The organism is Maritimimonas sp. 2205BS37-2, assembly GCF_056591755.1.
Genome location: NZ_JBWQOI010000003.1, coordinates 166,823 through 186,427 on the forward strand (window position 1 = coordinate 166,823; position 19,605 = coordinate 186,427).

The following is a 19,605-nucleotide window of genomic DNA, read 5'->3' on the forward strand; positions in this document are numbered from 1 at the left end:
CTTGTATTATTTGAAGTCGTTTAAGATTGATTATGGTAGAATGGTTTTTACAAACAACTCCTGTGTTCTTAATAATTGATATTTTACTAAAAAATGCGCTCAGCCCAATAAAATCAAGGAATTTTTTAGTAAAAAATAAAAATTTGATGTTATTTGCTTTAAAATGGAAGGGATTAGAACTACCGCATCCGCAAAGCGGATTTGGTTCATTTTTAAACAAGTGGATTCTCTTAGCACTATGAAACAAATAACAAAGGCATCAGTGATGACCAGCTCCTAAATCCACAGGTTTAAAAACGTTTGTTTTTGTTTGCTTTCGTTTTGAGTTTCAGAATGAAACTATTTGCTCGTTATACTCATCAAGTATATTATTAGGTAAGGACTTTAAATATATCTGAGTTGTATTTAATTTACTGTGTCCCAACATAGCAGAAATAGCCATCAAAGGAACATTTTGCAACATAGCTTGTGTAGCAAAACTGTGCCGAGAAACATACGATGTAATATTATTTTCAATATTGCACATTGCAGCAATTCTCTTTAAGCCCTTGTTATATCGATGACGCTCCCAGTCAATATCTTTATGTTGTAGCTCTAGAATATCCCTTTTAATAATTGGAAAAATAAACTGGTCTTTTTCCTTGCCTTCGGTATAGATAGAGAATATTTCCATTAATTGATCGGTGATTTTGATATCATATAATTTGCCCGTTTTTGAACGCTGAAAACGAATACGGCCATTAACTATATTCTCTAATTTTAAAAATGCCATATCCATAAAAGATATACCATACATCATATAGGAGGCTAAAAAGTAATTTCGATATTTAAATAACGTAGTACTCCTATCTAATTCGAGTGTCACTATTTTTTTGATGGATTCTAAGTCTATGGCTCTTTTCTTAGTGGGTATCATTCTAATTTTATAATTAGTAAAAGGATACGCTTCTTTCTTGACCAAACCAGCTCGTATGGCTTTATTATAGATTGCCTTAATGGTTCTTAAATTTGAAGCCAGGCCATTCAAACTATTTCCTTTGGATAAATATTGGCTCTCGTACTTCAATAAAAAATGATAATTCAGTTCATTGAACTTTAAATCTTTATTGTTATTGTAGGTTTTAAAAGTACCGAGAGTGCCACTATAGCTACGCGCTGTACCATAACGTCGCGCTTTTTTCAATTCTTCTACCAGACCATACCCATACTCAAAAAAAGATTCGTATTTACTGGTTCTTACAATTTTATCTTTGACTTGCTTAATTGATAAAAACTCTAATTCCTTCTTATCGAATAAGTCATTGATGATATCTGTTGCCCGGGTTTTTTCTTTTAAGAGTATGTTATTTAATTTCCTGACCGATGAAACCCCTTTATACGAATTCTTAACACATCGTTTTCTATCATCCCAATATTCTTTTCCAATAGAATATCCTAAGGAGATAGAAGTTGTCTTTCTTAAATGACTCAATCGTAAAATAATCGGATAGGTATTATTCGATTTTTTCCGTCGTAAATCCAGCGTCAATGTCAAGTTCGTTTTCATACATATAAGTTAAAAAATTTGCACTCAATTTGCACGCAACTGTTTGATTTCAAATGAATAGATTTGAAACCAAATAAAATTAAAACACTAATTATCAGTGTCTTAAAACGCTAATTCGTTTAACTTATTCGTGAAAAAATGCGCTGTTAATCAGAGGGTCCTTGGTTCGAGCCCAAGAGGGGGAGCTTTAAAATAAATACCAGCCATAAGGTTGGTATTTTTATTTTAACCCTTTTATGGCGAGAAGTTTACCTCAAATAAGGCTAAAGAAAGCATAATACTAATCCACCCAATCAACCAGAATGTTTTTATTCCTCTTTACTATAATAAAAGCCAAAAGCAATCAATAAATACATTATTACCGCTAAAAAAGTATTTATATTATAAAGCCAATGTACTCCATCAAATAACATGTAAATATTTTTTTTTAGGAGAAATGGAATAACACCAGCAAAATATAATATTGCCCCTGCAGTGATCCAAAACATCAGTAACCTTTTGAAGGTTACTATTTTTTCTGAACTTAATATTTCAATAAAATAGAATATTCCACAAATTACAATAAAGACATAACCTATTACCTTAGGTATTTCAGTTGACTCCCAAATAAAACTTTGAAAAAATAAATAATTAATTATAAAACTACTTACATAAATAACTGCAAATAGTTTAATAGCATTTTTAAATAGACCGTACTTAATTGTTTTATGGTACAAGTAATAAAAAACAACGGTTATAACAAATATTAATTGATTGTAAAGCCATAAGTTATAACCTTGATTCGCATTTTCTTTATAAAAAAATAATGTTCTTATATTAAATAGTTTTAAAAAGTGTATTCCCCACTCAACTAAAACTATGTACCAAAGCATTATTACAAAGTATTTAATATGCTTTGATTTGAACTTGTGATAATAAACTGAAGCAAATATAGCCGCTATCAATTCGCTATACTTAACTAGGCCTCTTAAGAAATCCGTATCCATTTATGCAAGTTATCTTACATAAATAAACAAATAATTTTACCACTACAAGTAGTTCATTAAGGAATCTTCGATTCGAACCAAGGTTTAAATTATTAATTAATACCTAGTGATGCGTATTACTTTAAAATAATTGTTCTAAACGCTCCTTGTTAAATACCCTTCTTTATCAATTAAACCATACTGCATATCGTTGTCTTCTCAACTCCAAGGCCAGTTTTTCTTCCATTTTTAATGCTTCTGCTCTTGTAGATATCGGATTAATATGATTATAAAGACTTGGCCTTAGATACAAGCCATATTTTTGAACAATAGTTGACGAAAGCCTGTATCCTTTTTTATTTCTATAACCGGTCTTATGTTGTGCAAAGCGTTCTTTCGGAGTCTTACTTGTCATACCCACATAAAGACATTGTAAAACTCCATTGAATTGAGGGTTTGCCTCTCGAAATTTTCTATTTTCAGTATATACTTTTTTCGATAATTCTATAACGTACACCTGATATTGTCTTTTAGGCATTGTTTATTAAAATTTTAACAACTTGTATCATAAATAACAGTGCTTTTTTTGGTCAACATTCTACTAGAGCTAAGATAACTAATACCTAGAGTTTTGATAAAACTTAATCACTATTATCATTAAAAACAACCCCTTTCAATATCATTTCTAAACCCCATTTAAGAAGGGCTAAGGACTCCTTATTATTCAACCCACATACATCTTTGGTTACAATCAACGGTTCTATTCCAATTAGTACTGTTAAAAGTTTCGATAGTTTACCTTTCTCTTCTTGATTAAGTGTAGTATTATTAAGCGCGAGCTTCAAGGTTTCATTTCTTCTTGCTCCACGTGTATTAGCGGTATTTTTAGAAATAATTGAAACGCTTAAATATTTTCTGAACGCGTTTTCATTGTTAATTGTCAAAGTATTATAATACTCTTGTATACCCATTAGCGCTTTATCTATTTCAAGATGTTGTAATTTATCATAAATAGCTTGAGAATCCTTAGGCGTATCTATAGCTGCTTCGCTAACTAATACATCTACATTTGAGTAATACCTATAAACTGTGGCTCTGGAAAGCTTAACCTTTTTCGCAACATCTTCTAAGGTGAAATTCATTCCTTTCTTAATAAAATACTTTGCGCCAGTAATTATTTTCTTTCTTGTTTCTAACTTTTGATTTGATCTTCCTGAACTAATATATTTGCTTTTCATGAGACAAATATCTCATAAAATTTGCTTAAACAAAAACTTAAACATATCTTTGTGAGACAAACATCTCATAAAAGTAAAATTATGGATACGAAATGGGTACTAGGTCACAAAGTAACACTTCATGACACTTCTGGAGATTATGACTTGATGTTTGCAGAAACTCCGGCTAAAATTCAAGGCCCTCCGCCTCATTTGCACAATTCCTACAAGGAGTCCTTCTTAATCATCGAAGGAGAAATGGAATTTTTTATAAACGGTAAAATAAGAACCTTAAAAGCTGGTCAATCAGTTGACATTCCTCCAAAAACCTTGCATACGTTTGGAAACAAAAGTGAAAAAACCTGTAGGTGGATTAATATTCATAGCCCTAAAGGGTTCAGCAGTTTTTTTAATTTAATGGGTATATCTATTCATGAACCCGACGCACAAGAAAAATCTATTGCTCCAGAAATTATTCAAAAAGTAATTGAAACCGCTACTGATTTTGATATGGTTATTAAAGTATAGAGCTCTACGCTTTAATATCTCATAAAAGCCTAAAACTTATAAATTATTGTTAAAGTCACTCATTAAAATAGATGATTTAGTATTTTAGTGATTTAGGTAATCATTCTTATCTAACAAAATCAAACATTTGTTCAAAATGAAATTGAAATTTACCTTTATCACGTTAGCTTTATGCACCGCCATTTCGTATGCGCAACAAAATGATTTAAGTGTTTTTAAAAAACTTACCGGAAAAACATGGTCTGCCGAAGGGAATTGGGGTGACGGAAGTAAGTTCAAACAAGAAGTAACCTATAAATATTCATTAGACAGCAGTATCGTAATAGCAAAATCAAAAGGTTTCACAGATTTAAAGCAAACAAAATATGGACTTAGAAATCATGGAATCAGGCAATTTGACAAAAGTGATAAGAAATTAAAATTTTGGGAGTTTGATGTCTTTGGTGGACTCACAACTGGAGAAATCAATATAGAGGGTGACAACCTCTTTTATACATATAAGTATGGAAACTCTTTTATAACCGATGCATGGATTAAACTAGACAATAATTCTTATACGTTTATTGTTGGCTCTAGAAAAGATGGAAAATGGGTTCAAAAATATCTTGAAACAAAATTTATCGCCATAAACTCCAAAAATTAACCTACTCTTGAGACGCAATTTTCATTACCATAAAATCAACAATTTTAGCAGCTAAATTTGCCGTAAGATCATCTCTATCTAAGGTTGGATTTAATTCTGCAATATCACAAGAAATTACCTTTTGAGTTTCAAATAAAAACTTTAGCATTTTAAAAACAAAATAAGGTGTAAATCCTAATGGAGATGGCGCACTAACACCCGGAGCGTATGCCGACGAAAATCCGTCCATATCTATCGTAATGTATAAATAGTCATTTCTTTCTATAATTGGCCGTAATCGATTTTTTAAATTCTCGAGTTCAGCCGATGAAGATTCACAGTCGTAATTAACAGCGTACTCAACATTATTTTTATCAGCAATCTCAAAAAGTTCTTTTGTGTTTGATTGTCTTTGAATACCAATTGCAAAATAATCAATAGCCTGCTCTTCAATTTTTGATTCGCTTATTAATTGATTAAATGGTGTTCCAGAATTCCCCTTTCCTTCCAATGGTCTTAGGTCGAAATGGGCATCAAAATTTATAATGGCAATCCTATCTTTGCCCGTATTTTTCAGAGCATTATAAATGCCATTAAAATGAGCATAAGCAATGTCATGACCTCCACCAATTGCTATAGGAAAAATCGAAGACTGCAATAGGCGTTCAATAGTAAGTGAAAATTTCTCTTGGCATGATTCCATGTCGTCATCAACACAAACAATATCACCAATATCTACTACACGTTTTCTTCTAAAATGGATGGGTAACTTTGCCAACCTTTCTCGTAATGATCTAGGGCCAAGGTGCGCTCCTACTCTACCTCGATTTCTTCGTACTCCTTCATCGCAAACATATCCTAACAAAGCAATGTCAACGTTAGAAACATCTTTGGTAATGTCGGCTACCTCAATTTCTTGATGCCAATACTGATTTTCAATATCAGGATTTGATTTTCTTCCCTGCCAATATATCTTTTCCGCCGGATGGTATTCAGCATTTAGCTTTATAAATTCTTGTACTTTCTCCATTAAATTAATCAGAACAAGTTGGTTAGAATATCATTGTCAACTAGATTAGGAAGCGTTACTTTTAGACTTGGTGTTCGTTCCATTTCACGTTTAATTGCAAACAATGCTTCTTCGTTACGTGCCCAACTTCTTCTCGCAATACCGTTATTAACATCATAAAACAGCATTTTTTTAAGACGTTTCTCGGCTTCAGATGTTCCATCTAATAACATCCCAAAACCACCATTAATTACTTCGCCCCAGCCAACACCGCCACCATTGTGAATAGATACCCAAGTTGCTCCTCTAAAACTATCTCCAATAACATTATGAATGGCCATATCGGCAGTGAATTTACTTCCATCATAAATATTCGAAGTTTCTCTATACGGAGAATCGGTACCACTAACATCATGGTGGTCTCTTCCTAATACTACCGGGCCAATTACACCGCCAGCAATTGCGTCGTTAAAGGCTTTAGCAATTTTAGCACGTCCTTCGGCGTCTGCATATAAAATACGTGCTTGAGAACCAACCACCATTTTATTTTGCTTCGCGTCCTTTATCCAAGTAATATTATCTTGCATTTGCAATTGAATTTCTTTTGGAGAATTTTCCATTATCTCTTGCAAGACTTTCATCGCTATTTCATCTGTTTGATCTAAATCTTGAGGTTTCCCGGAAGTACATACCCACCTAAATGGACCAAAACCATAATCAAAACACATTGGCCCTAAAATATCTTGCACATATGAGGGATATTTAAAGTCAATTTGATTTTCGGCCATCACATCTGCTCCAGCTCGTGATGCTTCTAATAAGAAAGCATTTCCATAATCGAAAAAATAAGTCCCTTTATCAACATGTTTATTAATGGCTGCAGCATGACGACGTAGTGATTCTTGTACTTTTTGCTTAAAAATTTCTGGCTCTTCTCGAATTAATCTATTCGATTCTTCATAGGAAATTTCTACAGGATAATACCCTCCTGTCCAAGGAATATGCAACGATGTTTGATCTGAACCAACATGAATAAATACATTTTCTTCATCAAAACGCTCCCATACTTCTACCACATTCCCGATATACGCAATCGAAACGACTTCTTCATTGGCCTGAGCTTGCTTCACTCGATGGAGCAAATCATCCATATTATCTACTAATACATCTACCCAACCTTGTTCAAAGCGTTTAGTTGCAGCCTTGCGGTTCACTTCTGCACAAATAGTAATACAAGAAGCAATTGTACCCGCTTTTGGTTGTGCGCCACTCATACCTCCTAATCCGGCGGTTAAGAATATTTTCCCCTTAGGATTTTCACCTTCGTGCAAGATTTTACGAAAGGCATTCATTACCGTAATTGTTGTACCATGTACGATGCCTTGCGGACCAATATACATATACGAGCCCGCTGTCATTTGTCCATATTGAGTTACTCCCAAGGCATTATATTTTTCCCAATCATCTGGTTGGGAGTAATTTGGAATCATCATTCCGTTTGTAACGATAACCCTCGGAGATTCTGTCGAAGAGGGAAATAGCCCCATGGGATGACCAGAATACATATGTAATGTTTGATCATTGGTCATTGTTGCTAAATACTGCATCGTTAATAAATATTGTGCCCAATTTTGAAACACCGCACCATTACCGCCATAGGTGATTAATTCTTCTGGGTGTTGTGCTACCGCTGGATCCAAATTATTTTGAATCATCAACATAATTGCCGCAGCTTGCTTTGATTGCCCAGGATATTCTTCAATAGCCCTTGCGTATATTTTATAATCAGGCTTGAAACGATACATATATATTCTGCCATAATCATTTAATTCTTGCGCAAATTCGATCGCTAATTCTCTATGCCAAGTTTTTGGAAAATAACGCAGTGCATTACGTATTGCGAGTTGCTTTTCTTCTTTTGATAAAATATCTTTTCGTTTTGGAGCTCTATTCGCTCCTTCAGGATATTCTCTTTTTTGAGGTAGCTCATTTGGAATTCCTTGTAATATTTGTTCTTGAAAAGTCATATCTCTTCTAATTTTAAAATTTTAAGGGTGAAAAGCCTTTACAAAGCTTCTACAATAAATGCTCGTTCTTTTACCAAACGAATTAAGTTATTAATATCATCTTTTAAGATGCGATCGTCTTCTAGTTTGGCTACTTTACTTCTAATTAGTGTAAAGTTTTGTTCTATGATCTTTGAAAATGTATTAGGACGTCTAAACTCCATTGCTTGTGCTGCATACATCAGCTCAATGGCTAATATCTTTTCTAGGTTTTCTAGTATTTGATTGTATTTACGTCCAGAAATGCTCCCCATTGACACATGATCTTCTTGACCTAATGATGTAGGTATACTATCGGCTGATGGTGGAAAACACAACGATTTATTTTCTGTAACCAATGCCGCCGTGGTATATTGCGGAATCATATACCCGGAATTCAATCCACCACTTTTGGTAAGTAATCTTGGTAAACCATATTTCCCTTCTAAGAGTAAGTAACAACGTCTATCGGAGATATTTCCTAATTCGGCAGCTGCCAATGCTCCATAATCTATTGCCATTGCTAAGGGCTGTCCATGAAAATTACCTCCAGAAATTGCTTCGGTCTCACTCAAAACAATAGGATTGTCGGTTACCGAATTCATTTCAATCTCAGCGAGCATATTAAGATGATCAAAAGCGTTTCTTGATGCTCCATGAACCTGGGGCATACAACGAATTGAATACGGGTCTTGTACTCGATCGCATTCTAAATGATTTTCTACATTCTGAGAATTCTTAAGTAACATGCGAATACGCTCGGCTACTTTTAGATTCCCGGAGAAAGGTCTTATTCGATGCAAATCTTCTTTAAATGGAGATGCACTTCCTTGAAACCCTTCGAGCGTCATCGCTCCGACAACATCGGCAAGATCTAATAAGTAGGACATTTTATGGAGTCCTTTAATTGCATGTGCTAAAATAAACTGCGTACCATTAATAAGACCCAATCCTTCTTTAGCTTGCAATTGCAATGGTTCAAGATTATGAGATTCTAGTACTTCATTGGCCAAAACAACCGCATCCTCTATCCAAAATTCGCCCTCCCCAAGCAAGGGTAAAAACAAATGCGATAATGGCGCCAGGTCTCCAGATGCTCCTACAGACCCTTGTTCCGGAACCACAGGAAGTAAATCATGCTCTATAAAATAAATAATACGTTCAATAAGTGCCAAACGAACCCCAGAAAAACCTTGACAGAGCGCATGCACTTTACATATCATCATCATTTTTGAAAGTTCTTTATCAATCGGTTTACCAACACCCACGGCATGAGTAATTAATAAATTTTCTTGCAGTTTACTTGTTTCTTCAGGTGTTATCTGTGTATCGCATAGTGGTCCAAACCCAGTATTAATTCCATACACCGCTTTATCTCCATTTGCCATTACCTCCACCTTTTTTCTACAAGCTTTTACCTTATCAATGGTTTCTTTTGTTAAAACAGCTTTAAGACTACCGTTGATTATTGCGATAGCTTTTTTTACAGTAAGATGATCTATTCCGTATCTAAACATCTAATTTTTGTTTTCTTCAAAGTTATCTTTATTTTTGATGCTTAACAATATTAATTTTGATATTAAATGATAACTATAAGTAATCAATTAGAATATCGTCATTTTCGTTATTTCTTGGCTGTTGCCGAAGATTTGCATTTTCGAAAAGCCGCAGAACGCCTATTCATTTCTCAACCGGGTCTTAGCAGGCAAATCAAACAGATGGAAGAAGACCTAGGTATATTATTATTTGAACGAAGCAACAGAAAAGTCGCTTTAACACAAGCAGGAATATATCTCAAAAACGAACTGAAACGGAATTTAAAAGAACTCAATGACATATTAGATCATGCAACATTAATAGATAAAGGTATAAACGGAAACATACGCTTAGGTTATGTAGGATCGGCTATGAATCAAATAATACCAGATCTCTTATTGAAGTTTAAGAGAGAACTTTCTAAGGTTACATTTAGTTTAAAAGAGATGGATAATGCGCAGCAAATAAATCAATTAATCTCTGGTGATATTGATATAGGTTTTGTTAGAACGGAGCGTGTGCCAAGAACTATTGAACTAAAACCAGTTCTTAAGGAAGCTTTTTGCTTAGTATTACCCAAAAATCATCCTTTAAATAAAGAATCATTTAAAGGATTACAGCAATTAAAAAATGAGCCATTTATTATGTTCGACCCCTCATATAGCCCTTCATACTACGAAAAGGTAATGCAAATTTTTGATGAGCATGGCTTCACACCTATTATCTCGCATAATACCATTCATGCTAGTTCAATTTATCGGTTGGTTGAGCATCATTTAGGCATCTCTATTGTCCCTAAATCTTTACAAACGGGATATAACATGAATGTAAAATTTATTGAACTCAACAAAATTAAACAACGAACAATTCTCTCGGCTATCTGGAATAAAACAAATAGAAACCCGGTATTACAGCATTTATTAAAATTTATATAAAAAAAGCCGCATTCAAAAAAATACGGCTTAATTAGTTTTATCTGTTAATTTTTACTCTTCTCTTCTAACTCTAATCTGTTCTTGTACTTTAAAGTTTGTTCTTCTATTTAACTGATGTTCTTCTTCAGTGCATTTTTTGCCTTCACAGTCAACAGCAGGTTCTGTTTCTCCTTTTCCTTCGCTAGAAATTCTACTCGGATCAATCCCTTTAGAAATTATATATTCCACAGTAGACTTAGCCCTTTTATCTGATAATCTCTTATTATAAGAAGCTGAACCTCTTTCATCGGTATGAGACGTTGCAAAAATATCTAACTCAGGATATTTCTTCATTACCTCAACTACTTTATCTAACTCAATTGCAGCATCAGGTCTAATGTTATACTTATCAAAATCAAAATAGATAACATTAATATTTATCAATAGTTCATCTCCAACCATTTTAAAGTCTGGTGTTAAGTCTAGATTTTCAACGATTGGTTCTGTATCAAGATCATTTACCGTTTTAATAGCACGTTCTTCCTTTAAATATCCGTCATTCGTCCCTACCAAAGTATATTCAGCACTACAAGGTACTTTAAAGCTAAACGAAGCATCTTCTTCATGAGCAGCTGTAATCTGCAACTGGTTTCCATCTTTATCTAAAATCTGAACTATTGCTCCAGGTATTAATTCTTTTGTATCTATATCTCTTACAACTCCTTTAATTTCTTGAAGGCATTCTATAAATAGCTCTTCATCTTCCAAGAAAGAATAAATATCATCATCTCCTTTTCCATTTGCTCTATTCGACGAGAAGAAGCCATTTTGACCTTTATTATTCAGAATGTACGCGAAGTCATCTTTAGGGCTATTGATAGGTTGTTCTAGGTTTAAGGCTTCAGATACTGTGCTATCAAAAATCTTACTAGCAAATACATCTAAGTTTCCATAACCTGCATGCCCGTTAGAAGAAAAATATAGAATATTGTCTTCTGCAATAAAGGGAAACATCTCTCTTTCTTCAGTATTGATTCGAGGCCCTAAGTTTTTTGGTTCACTAAATCCATCCGATAAAACATCTACAACATAGATATCTGCTTTTCCGAAACCTCCAGGTTTATCAGACACAAAGTATAGTTTTTTATCATCGTTGTTTAACGAAGGTAATCCAGTGTTATAATCATTACTATTGAACGGCAATTTTTCAATGTTTATCCACTCCCCTGCCTCGTTAACTTTAGCCGTATATAACTGGATATTATCATACCCTTCTTTACCACGAATAGACTTCTCTTTTTCGTTATAGTTATTGGCACTAAAATATACCGTTTTTAGATCTTTGGTAAAAGCCACAGAAGCTTCATGGAGCCTTCTATTTACTTCTCCGCCCAATTTTCTCTTGTTAACAATACTTCCGGTACTATCAATATCTCCAATAAATAGGTCTAGGTATGGCTGACCGTTTTCTCTCCATACCCTTCTAACAATAGTTACTTTATCATTTGGAGCTGCAAAAATGACTTTATCATCTCCCATAAAGTTAACACCAAAATCGGCCAATTTTGTATTAACGGTACTAATTTTAACTGAGTGTTTACCTGGTGTAGTTTGTGCACCAATTAGCAAAGATGCTGCTAATAATAGTAAGGTACATATATTTTTCATAGTAATAAATTCGTTTTAGTTAGTTTAAAAGAATCTTGGCGATTTGATTTTCTTATCTGACGAAACAATATCCCATAGCAAGATTCCTTCAAAAGAACCGTTATTAAAATCACCTAAATTTGTTAAGGTATGATCATATGCAAAACCTAATCTAAGATTAGGTGAAACAGCAACATTTACCAATCCACTTATCGAATCATCGAAACGATAGCTGGCACCTAATTCAAAACGTTCATTAAACAAAAAATTGGTAGAAAAATCCATTGAAAGAGGAGCGCCTAAAGCTGCTTTTACCAATATTGATGGTTTAAATTTAAGATTTTTATTCAAATCGAACACATAACCAGAAGTTAAGAAGTAATGCATTTTTTCAGAAACTTTTGAAATTCTACCATCTTCAAATTCCGCGTGTGCCACTTCTAATATGTTCGGCATTGAAAGTCCAACATAAAATCTATCAGTGTAGTAGAAAGCTCCTGCCCCAATATTTGGGTCTGTTGAATTTACATTATCATTAAATGATGGATCATCTGGAGTTACTCTTGTTAATGAAAACAGCCCTACTTGTTTTAGTGTCACTCCTGCTTTTAAACCAAAGGCCAGTCTACCTATTTCAGAAGTTTCTAAAGTATATGAAAAGTCTGCATAAATATTCTGTTCTTTTAAAGGCCCGTTTTCATCTGCAATAACAGATAAGCCAAGTCCAACTTTATTAGACAGTGGTGCATGAATAGATGCAGTGTACGTTTCGGGAGCGCCGTTTAATCCTGTCCATTGAAATCTCCCTAACAATCCTATACTTAAAGTTTCTCTTGAACCTGCATAAGCTGGATTTACAACATTCATATTATACATGTATTGGGTGTATTGCGGATCTTGCTGAGAAAACCCATCAAATACAAACAAACTAGTAATTATTAGTATAAGTAAAATTCTTTTCATCTAGCTCTTTTTATCTATTTACATATACCCAATTAGAAATCGGTGCAATGTTATCTTGATTAAAATAAATAATATAATAGTAAGTACCGGCTGGGACTCTCTTACTTCCATTAAAGTTTAAGTTTCCGTTAGAAAATCCATCCCACCAAGAAGGTGACGTTCTGCCTTGATTTTCATATTCGTAAACTTTACTACCCCATCTATTAAAAATCTCAATTTTAAAATCGGGATATAAAAGTCCTAAACCAGGCACTTCAAATGTGTCATTAATATTATCTCCATTAGGAGAAAATGCCTCAGGGATAAATACATCTATAGGATCTATAGAAGCACTATCTTGGTTATTAGATAGATCTGAATCAAAACTATCAGAATTTGTTATTTCGGCAGTATTCGTATAATCATCTTCTAAACCTATAACGGCCGTAATATTTAAGGTTTCTTGGCCTCCATCTGCTAAATCACCAATTGTCCATACCCCTGTAGCAGGATTATAATCTCCGAAGCCGTCATCAGATAAGTATATATATCCAGCTGGTAGTTGATCCAAAACCGTTACGTTCTGAGTATCGTTCGGACCATTATTTGTTACTGTAATTGTAAATATCACATTCGTACCTTGATGTGGCCTACCGTTAATAAGATTAGCATCTAATAGTTCAACTTCTTTCGTTATGCTAACATCTGAAACTGAAGGTGTAACAATTACAAAATCGGTTTCATCATCGTCAATGATTCCATCAGCGTAATCATCATCATCGAAACTTGATGAAGGGTCACTATCTAAATCATGCACATCGGAAGCCACTATTTCAGCTCTATTATTATATTCACCATTCTGCAAAACGTTAGCTGAGACTGTTAAAAATATGGTTTGTCCCGGATTAACCGTCAAACCATTCCAATTAACATTATTACCTAAAGTAGTAGCACCTCCGCTAATACTGGTAATACCACCGTAACCTGAAGGTAATATATCTTGCACAGACACACCCGTTGCAATATCAGGGCCAGCATTGGTTAATGATAAGGTAAAGGTTACTTCCTCTCCGAATAAAGGAGTGGAATTATCAACTGACTTCGTTAGGCTAAGATCTGCGCGCATAGGAGTAACGACTACTTCACTAGTTTCATCATCATCGATTAAATCAGGTGTTCCGTCTAAGCCGTCATCAACATCAAAGCTTTGATTAGGGTCACTATCTGGGTCATTACTATCAGAGGCGATAATCTCTGCTCTATTATTATAATCGCCACTCGCCAATACATTTGTAGATAAGGTTAATACAATCTCATCTCCAGGCGCATTTGTAACCGGAATAGTCAAGCCAGGCCATAAAACAGTATTTCCTGTTGAAGAACCTCCACCACTTATACTTGTTAAGCCTCCATAACCAGTAGGCAAAACATCTCTTACAGTAACACCGGTAGCCACATCTGGCCCAGCATTTGTAATGGTTATAGAGAAGGTTATTTGATCTCCTACATTAGGAGCAGCATTATTTACTGTCTTAGTAATACTTAAATCTGAAGTTTGCGCTCCCGCAGCAAACACCACTAAGCATAAAAAAAGTAAAAGAAAAGCTTTACCAATAGAAGTAAAACCTTTTTTAAGAGGGGAGTAATTTTTTACCATATCTTCTTCATCACAATTTACAACTATGACACAATTTCATAAATTAAGTCACAGACTTTAACTCGTTTTCGTCAAAAATCAGTTTGACAATAAATGGCAGACTGATTTTTGTAGTCGACAAATTTACAAATAAATTAGAATTACAATAGTTTAAGTGCCATTAATTATAATTAAACTAAGATGCAATGCTTACCAATTGGTTGCTCTTATTTAAGTATTTATATATAATTTCTTACCCTTGATGCATAATCTAGAAATACTAGGAAGGTTAAAGAGACTAAGCTAAGTACTAGTAGCGGAGAAATTTCAAAACTTAACGACAGATTCTGCCATAAAGATTGGACTTTTTGTATGTAGGGTGTCGTTTTAGTGTAAATTGTAGAAGCTCCAGAAGCTGTGCTTATTGATAACACATAAGCAATAATAACTGTTGAAAGACCAGCAATTAAGAACCATGATCGCTTACTAATAATAGGCTGATAATTAAATTCTTTTTCAGATTGAATGGTAGTCATTACATTAGAGACGAAGTTTGATGACGGCTTCTCTAAACTTCCTTTCCTCAGTAATTCAGACAATCTAACATCTTTTAATAATTCTTCATTTGTAAGCGTTTCAACATCATTCATCACACTAGAAACAAAGTCTTTTGGAGCTTTGGCAGTAGGCGTTTGCTTCAATAAGTTCTCAATATGTTTCTTCTTTCTTTTATCCATTATAAGATGGTTTTTATTTCGTCATCTAGTAGTAGCTCCAGCTCTTTATATAGTTTCTTTCTTGCTCTAAATAGTCTTACTTTAATATTTGTTTTTGAATATCCCGTAATGTCTTTAATTTCATCCAAAGACTTATCATCCATATAGAACAAAGTTACCAATAAAGCATCTAACTCGGGTAATTTATCTATAGCTAAAGATACATACTTCTGTTGCTCTTCATATGTCAATCCATCAATTTGTGATGATGACCTTTCAGTCGTATAATTATCAATAACATATTCATCAATATCTGTAACTTCCAATTTTTTCTTACGCGTTTTAGAAATTGCTGTTCTATAAACAATAGTATATAACCATGTTGAAAACTTAGATTTCCCTCTAAATGTGCTTAATTGTTGAAATGCCTTTATAAAACTATCTTGCGCTACTTCCTCAGCATCTTCCGCATTACGCAAAATTTTCAGTGCCACGGTATAAGCCATATCTTTATATCTTTCAACAAGATAGCTATACGATGACGCATCACCTTCTAGAACGCTGTCTATATAAATTTGGTCGTTTGGTTGCTTCATTTAGCAAGTTAGACATCAAAAGTTAAGAAGTGGTTACACATAAACCATCAATTTTAATTTTTTAAGCTTTTTTCTAGAATTTCTTTGCTCTAAGCATTTCGCGTTTACCTGGAGGGCCTGGCAAACGTTCAACTCTAAACCCAACAGCTAACAAAGCTCTTCGTACACTCCCTTTAGCAGAATAAGTTACTAAAACACCGTTAGATTTAAGTGCTTTAAACATTATTTGAAAGATAGCTTCTGTCCATAATTCGGGCTGTACTCGTGCCCCAAAAGCATCAAAATAGATAAGGTCAAAAGCATTATCATCTTTAATCTCACGAAAAAATTGCTTTCTTTTTTTAAGTACAAAAGTTTGTGAAAGCGCATGAAACTCTTCCCAATTGCGTGCGTGTATATCATGAAATACACTAGTGAATTTTTGGGCATTTAACTCCGAAATATAATTTAGTTGTTTAACCTCGTTTTCTTCAACAGGATATGCTTCAACACCAACATAGTTTATAGACTGTTTACTCTTTAAAGATTCTAAGAAAGTAATCAAACAATTGAGACCCGTACCAAAACCAATTTCTAATATCGAAACTTCTTTTTTGTCGTTAAATTGAGATAATCCATGGGTAATAAATACATGATACGCTTCTTGAATAGCCCCATGTTTTGAATGATATTGTTCATTCCATTCAGGCAAATGAATGGTTGTAGAACCATCTTTGGTGATCAATATCTCACGTTTCAAAATAAAAGTTATTCCTTTAGAAGAACTCCATGAGCTTCGAAAGCATAGGTAAGCTCCGGCTCCGTTATTTTTGCGATTTCTTCTTCAGATTTTCCACCATCCTTTGCATAATGCCTTAGCTGGTCAACCGAGATTTTGGTTATATATGCCTTGCCTTCAACAATTGCTTCTTTACTATCTGCATCTTTAGGTACAAAAAAGCTGTAGTCTTTAAACCTTACCATTGATTCTTGCTCTTCACCTAAATCTAACTTCATCCAACATCCTTTTTTCTTACAAACTTCGTTGATTGTAGCGCTAAACTTTATGTTAACAGTATCTCCATCTTTTAAAGTATTAAACTTTTGAGCCATTTCTTCTTTGGAAATACTATTTTTTTTAGAAATTTTATCGCCGTAAGAGACATATGCATCATCCTCTATAGTGTTTTTGGTCTTTTCGTTACATGCCATAAGAAAAACCATTACAGATAAAAAAATAAGTTGTTTCATATTATACCTTAGCTTTCTACAAAAATAACTAATATTCGTGTATTAGAATTAAATAATTACTTCTTTGAGTCTCACCACTAAGTTAAATTTTAAACAATTTAATATAATCTGTTCATTATAAAATAATTAAAAGACAAAGCAAATCTTTAACATAAAAAGCAATTAAATTTTGTACTTTTGCACCGTAAAAAATTTCATTCATGATGAGTATACAAATACCTTCAACTATTAAGGTTCAAAAAGTTACAAATTCTAAAATTGATCAAGTAGATTTTAGCAACTTACAGTTTGGCAGAACCTTTACAGATCATATGTTTGTTTGTGATTTTAAAGACGGTAAATGGCTGCAACCAGAAATTGTACCTTATGGCCCGCTTTCTATTGAGCCTTCTGCACGCGTATTTCATTATGGACAAGCGGTCTTTGAAGGAATGAAAGCTTATAAAGATGAAAATGATAAAGTTTGGTTATTTAGACCTGAAGATAACTTTGACAGGATCAATAAGTCCTCAGAAAGAATGGCAATTCCAGAATTTCCAAAAGAATATTTCTTCGAAGGCTTGACCACCTTATTACAATTAGATAAAGATTGGATTCAAAAAGGGTATGGAAACTCGTTATACATTCGCCCATTCGTAATTGCTTCTGAGCATGCTGTTGCGGCATCACGTTCTGAAGAATATAAATTTATGATTATCTGTTCTCCTGCACAGGCATATTATGATAAACCAGTAAAGGTTTTATTTGCAGAAAAATATAGTAGAGCTGCTGATGGTGGTGTAGGATATGCTAAAGCTGCCGGTAACTATGCTGCTCAATTTTACCCTACTAAATTAGCTCAGGAAAAAGGATATCAGCAAGTGGTTTGGACCGACGCCAATACTCATGAATATCTTGAAGAGGCAGGAACTATGAATATTTTCTTCAGGGTAGGTGATAAATTATTAACAGCTCCAACAAATGATCGAATCCTAGATGGAATTACTCGTAAAAGTATAATCAGGCTTGCTCAAGATGAAGGAGTTGCTATTGAAATAAGACCCGTTTCGGTTGCTGAAATTAAAACGGCGGCTAAAGATGGTAGTTTAAAAGAAATATTCGGCGCAGGTACTGCAGCGGTTGTTACTCAAATATCTCAGTTTAGTCATGGCAATCAAGAATTTGAATTAAATGAACAAGAGGATTCGTATGCATTAAGGTTTAAAAAGAAATTAACCGATATACAATACAACATCATTGATGATCCATATGGATGGAGATACGGTGTTGAATAAGGTGAAAAAATCATAAAAAAAGGAGCTTCATGAAGCTCCTTTTTTTTATTGTTCTAATATCTCTGCAATATTTGGTTTAAAATAATTAGGGCCTTTCATAACCTTTCCATCTTCCCTATAAATCGGCTTACCATTGGCACCTAATTTACTCATGTTACTACGTTGAATTTCATTAAATACCTCTTCAATTTTATCTTGCATTCCATGCTCTATAATAGTTCCACATAAAATATACAGCATGTCACCAAGGGCATCTGCCACTTCAATTAAATCATTGTTTTTAGCAGCTTCTAAATACTCTCTATTCTCTTCATCCATTAAGTCAAAACGTAATTGCAATTTTTGATCAGATAATTTAGCTATAGGTTCCGTTTTATAGCCAATATCAAATGCTGTATGGAATTCTTGAACTGCTTTTATTTTATTCTTCATTTATAAATATTTAAGTATTAGTTTGGCAGGTATGACCTTAAGTAATAAGGCAACCAATCTCCATCTTTTTGTTATATATGCTTTTCGTTTTTTCTTTTTTATAGCAGTATAAATTTGCTTTGTGGCCTTGCCTAAAGGAGCCATCCAAAAAGTAGGCCCTTCAATAATATCAGTATCTACATAACCCGGAAGAATATTGGTAACATATATTTTTGCTTTTTTGGTTCGTTGTGCTTTCATCCATAACGACTCCATATAACTCGATTGATAGGCTTTAGATGCATGATAAGCAGCAACAAATCTATTACCTCTTATTGAAGCTACTGAAGTGACACTTACTAAATGCCCGTAACCTTGCTCTTTAAAAAAATTATACGCCAATTGATAAATTTTAGTTGCACCAATAACGTTGGTATTCAGCGTAGGTAGATCTTTTTGCCATTCCAAACTAAAATTAGGCTGCATTATACCTGAATTATGTATTATTAGATCAACCTTATCAAAAAACGACGGAATTTGATTAAAAAAAGCGTCAGTATCATCAGTATTGGTTACATCATGCTGACGAATTTTATACTGACTCGGGCTAGACTTTTGAATCTCTTTTAATCGCTCAACTCTTCGCCCTGTAATTAACACATTATAACCATCTTCAACCAAAAGTCTTGCTAATTCTTCACCAATTCCCGAAGTAGCCCCAAAAATAATCGCGTTCTTTACCATATTGAAAGTTAAAACACAAAAAAACGT

20 protein-coding genes are annotated in these 19,605 nt (G+C 33.8%); 4 read left to right on the forward strand and 16 right to left on the reverse strand.

From position 1 onward, the window contains the following. Positions 1–328: 328 nt before the first annotated feature. From AC1EUU_RS13725 to AC1EUU_RS13740, 4 genes are all read right to left on the reverse strand, one after another. Positions 329–1,546, reverse strand: coding sequence for a phage integrase SAM-like domain-containing protein (locus AC1EUU_RS13725; RefSeq protein WP_480202013.1), 1,218 nt, complete (start codon positions 1,544–1,546; stop codon positions 329–331). A 308-nt stretch (positions 1,547–1,854) separates the two neighbouring features. Next, on the reverse strand, positions 1,855–2,532 hold the full coding sequence (locus AC1EUU_RS13730; protein ID WP_480202014.1) for a hypothetical protein: 678 nt from the start codon (positions 2,530–2,532) through the stop codon (positions 1,855–1,857). A 166-nt stretch (positions 2,533–2,698) separates the two neighbouring features. After that, positions 2,699–3,049 (reverse strand): ribose-5-phosphate isomerase, encoded by a 351-nt coding sequence (locus AC1EUU_RS13735; protein WP_480202015.1) that lies wholly within the window; start codon positions 3,047–3,049, stop codon positions 2,699–2,701. Positions 3,050–3,152: 103 nt separating this feature from the next. Next, entirely contained in the window at positions 3,153–3,749 is a 597-nt protein-coding gene (locus tag AC1EUU_RS13740; protein ID WP_480202016.1) for a TetR/AcrR family transcriptional regulator, read from the reverse strand. Positions 3,750–3,830: 81 nt separating this feature from the next. On the opposite strand from AC1EUU_RS13740, the gene AC1EUU_RS13745 reads away from it, so the two are divergent. Then, on the forward strand, positions 3,831–4,256 hold the full coding sequence (locus tag AC1EUU_RS13745; protein ID WP_480202017.1) for a cupin domain-containing protein: 426 nt from the start codon (positions 3,831–3,833) through the stop codon (positions 4,254–4,256). A gap of 136 nt (positions 4,257–4,392) precedes the next feature. Continuing rightward, the gene (locus AC1EUU_RS13750; RefSeq protein WP_480202018.1) at positions 4,393–4,899 is read left to right on the forward strand and encodes a hypothetical protein; all 507 of its coding nucleotides are present in this window, start codon (positions 4,393–4,395) and stop codon (positions 4,897–4,899) included. 1 nt (position 4,900) lies between these two features. Here the strand turns inward: AC1EUU_RS13750 and hutG are convergent, their stop codons facing one another. The 3 genes from hutG to hutH are packed head-to-tail and all read right to left on the reverse strand — an operon-like array spanning position 4,901 to position 9,449. Beyond that, positions 4,901–5,908 carry a formimidoylglutamase gene (hutG, locus tag AC1EUU_RS13755; protein WP_480202019.1) on the reverse strand — a complete coding sequence of 336 codons (1,008 nt, stop codon included), beginning with the start codon at positions 5,906–5,908 and terminating at the stop codon, positions 4,901–4,903. An 8-nt stretch (positions 5,909–5,916) separates the two neighbouring features. Further along, entirely contained in the window at positions 5,917–7,914 is a 1,998-nt protein-coding gene (locus AC1EUU_RS13760; RefSeq protein WP_480202020.1) for a urocanate hydratase, read from the reverse strand. A 38-nt stretch (positions 7,915–7,952) separates the two neighbouring features. Beyond that, entirely contained in the window at positions 7,953–9,449 is a 1,497-nt protein-coding gene (gene hutH, locus AC1EUU_RS13765; RefSeq protein WP_480202021.1) for a histidine ammonia-lyase, read from the reverse strand. 66 nt (positions 9,450–9,515) lie between these two features. Between hutH and AC1EUU_RS13770 the strand changes: the two genes are divergently transcribed. Next, positions 9,516–10,403, forward strand: a complete 888-nt coding sequence (locus AC1EUU_RS13770; protein WP_480202022.1) for a LysR family transcriptional regulator — start codon at positions 9,516–9,518, stop codon at positions 10,401–10,403. 51 nt (positions 10,404–10,454) lie between these two features. On the opposite strand, the gene AC1EUU_RS13775 is transcribed toward AC1EUU_RS13770, so the two are convergent. The 7 genes from AC1EUU_RS13775 to AC1EUU_RS13805 all read right to left on the reverse strand — a co-directional run bounded on the left by AC1EUU_RS13775 (position 10,455) and on the right by AC1EUU_RS13805 (position 17,149). Then, the gene (locus AC1EUU_RS13775; protein ID WP_480202023.1) at positions 10,455–12,050 is read right to left on the reverse strand and encodes an OmpA family protein; all 1,596 of its coding nucleotides are present in this window, start codon (positions 12,048–12,050) and stop codon (positions 10,455–10,457) included. Positions 12,051–12,074: 24 nt separating this feature from the next. After that, entirely contained in the window at positions 12,075–12,992 is a 918-nt protein-coding gene (locus tag AC1EUU_RS13780) for a PorP/SprF family type IX secretion system membrane protein (RefSeq protein ID WP_480202024.1), read from the reverse strand. A 10-nt stretch (positions 12,993–13,002) separates the two neighbouring features. Further along, on the reverse strand, positions 13,003–14,628 hold the full coding sequence (locus AC1EUU_RS13785; protein ID WP_480202025.1) for a T9SS type B sorting domain-containing protein: 1,626 nt from the start codon (positions 14,626–14,628) through the stop codon (positions 13,003–13,005). Positions 14,629–14,846: 218 nt separating this feature from the next. After that, positions 14,847–15,344: a hypothetical protein gene (locus AC1EUU_RS13790; RefSeq protein ID WP_480202026.1), complete on the reverse strand. Its 498-nt coding sequence runs from the start codon at positions 15,342–15,344 to the stop codon at positions 14,847–14,849. After that, entirely contained in the window at positions 15,344–15,919 is a 576-nt protein-coding gene (locus tag AC1EUU_RS13795) for an RNA polymerase sigma factor (RefSeq protein ID WP_480202027.1), read from the reverse strand. The genes AC1EUU_RS13790 and AC1EUU_RS13795 overlap by 1 nt, the downstream gene beginning before the upstream one ends. 73 nt (positions 15,920–15,992) lie before the next feature. Beyond that, complete coding sequence (gene mnmC2 / locus AC1EUU_RS13800; protein WP_480202028.1) at positions 15,993–16,658, reverse strand: tRNA (5-methylaminomethyl-2-thiouridine)(34)-methyltransferase MnmC2; 666 nt, start codon at positions 16,656–16,658, stop codon at positions 15,993–15,995. Between the two features lie 8 nt (positions 16,659–16,666). Further along, positions 16,667–17,149 carry a DUF4920 domain-containing protein gene (locus AC1EUU_RS13805; RefSeq protein ID WP_480202029.1) on the reverse strand — a complete coding sequence of 161 codons (483 nt, stop codon included), beginning with the start codon at positions 17,147–17,149 and terminating at the stop codon, positions 16,667–16,669. A 203-nt stretch (positions 17,150–17,352) separates the two neighbouring features. On the opposite strand from AC1EUU_RS13805, the gene AC1EUU_RS13810 reads away from it, so the two are divergent. Further along, positions 17,353–18,423, forward strand: coding sequence for a branched-chain amino acid aminotransferase (locus AC1EUU_RS13810; RefSeq protein ID WP_480202334.1), 1,071 nt, complete (start codon positions 17,353–17,355; stop codon positions 18,421–18,423). A gap of 45 nt (positions 18,424–18,468) precedes the next feature. Here AC1EUU_RS13810 and AC1EUU_RS13815 read toward each other — a convergent pair whose 3' ends face one another. Further along, complete coding sequence (locus AC1EUU_RS13815; RefSeq protein WP_480202030.1) at positions 18,469–18,855, reverse strand: pyrophosphohydrolase domain-containing protein; 387 nt, start codon at positions 18,853–18,855, stop codon at positions 18,469–18,471. Further along, a complete protein-coding gene (locus tag AC1EUU_RS13820) occupies positions 18,856–19,578 on the reverse strand; it encodes an SDR family NAD(P)-dependent oxidoreductase (protein WP_480202031.1) in 723 nt (240 codons plus the stop codon). Positions 19,579–19,605 lie beyond the last annotated feature (27 nt).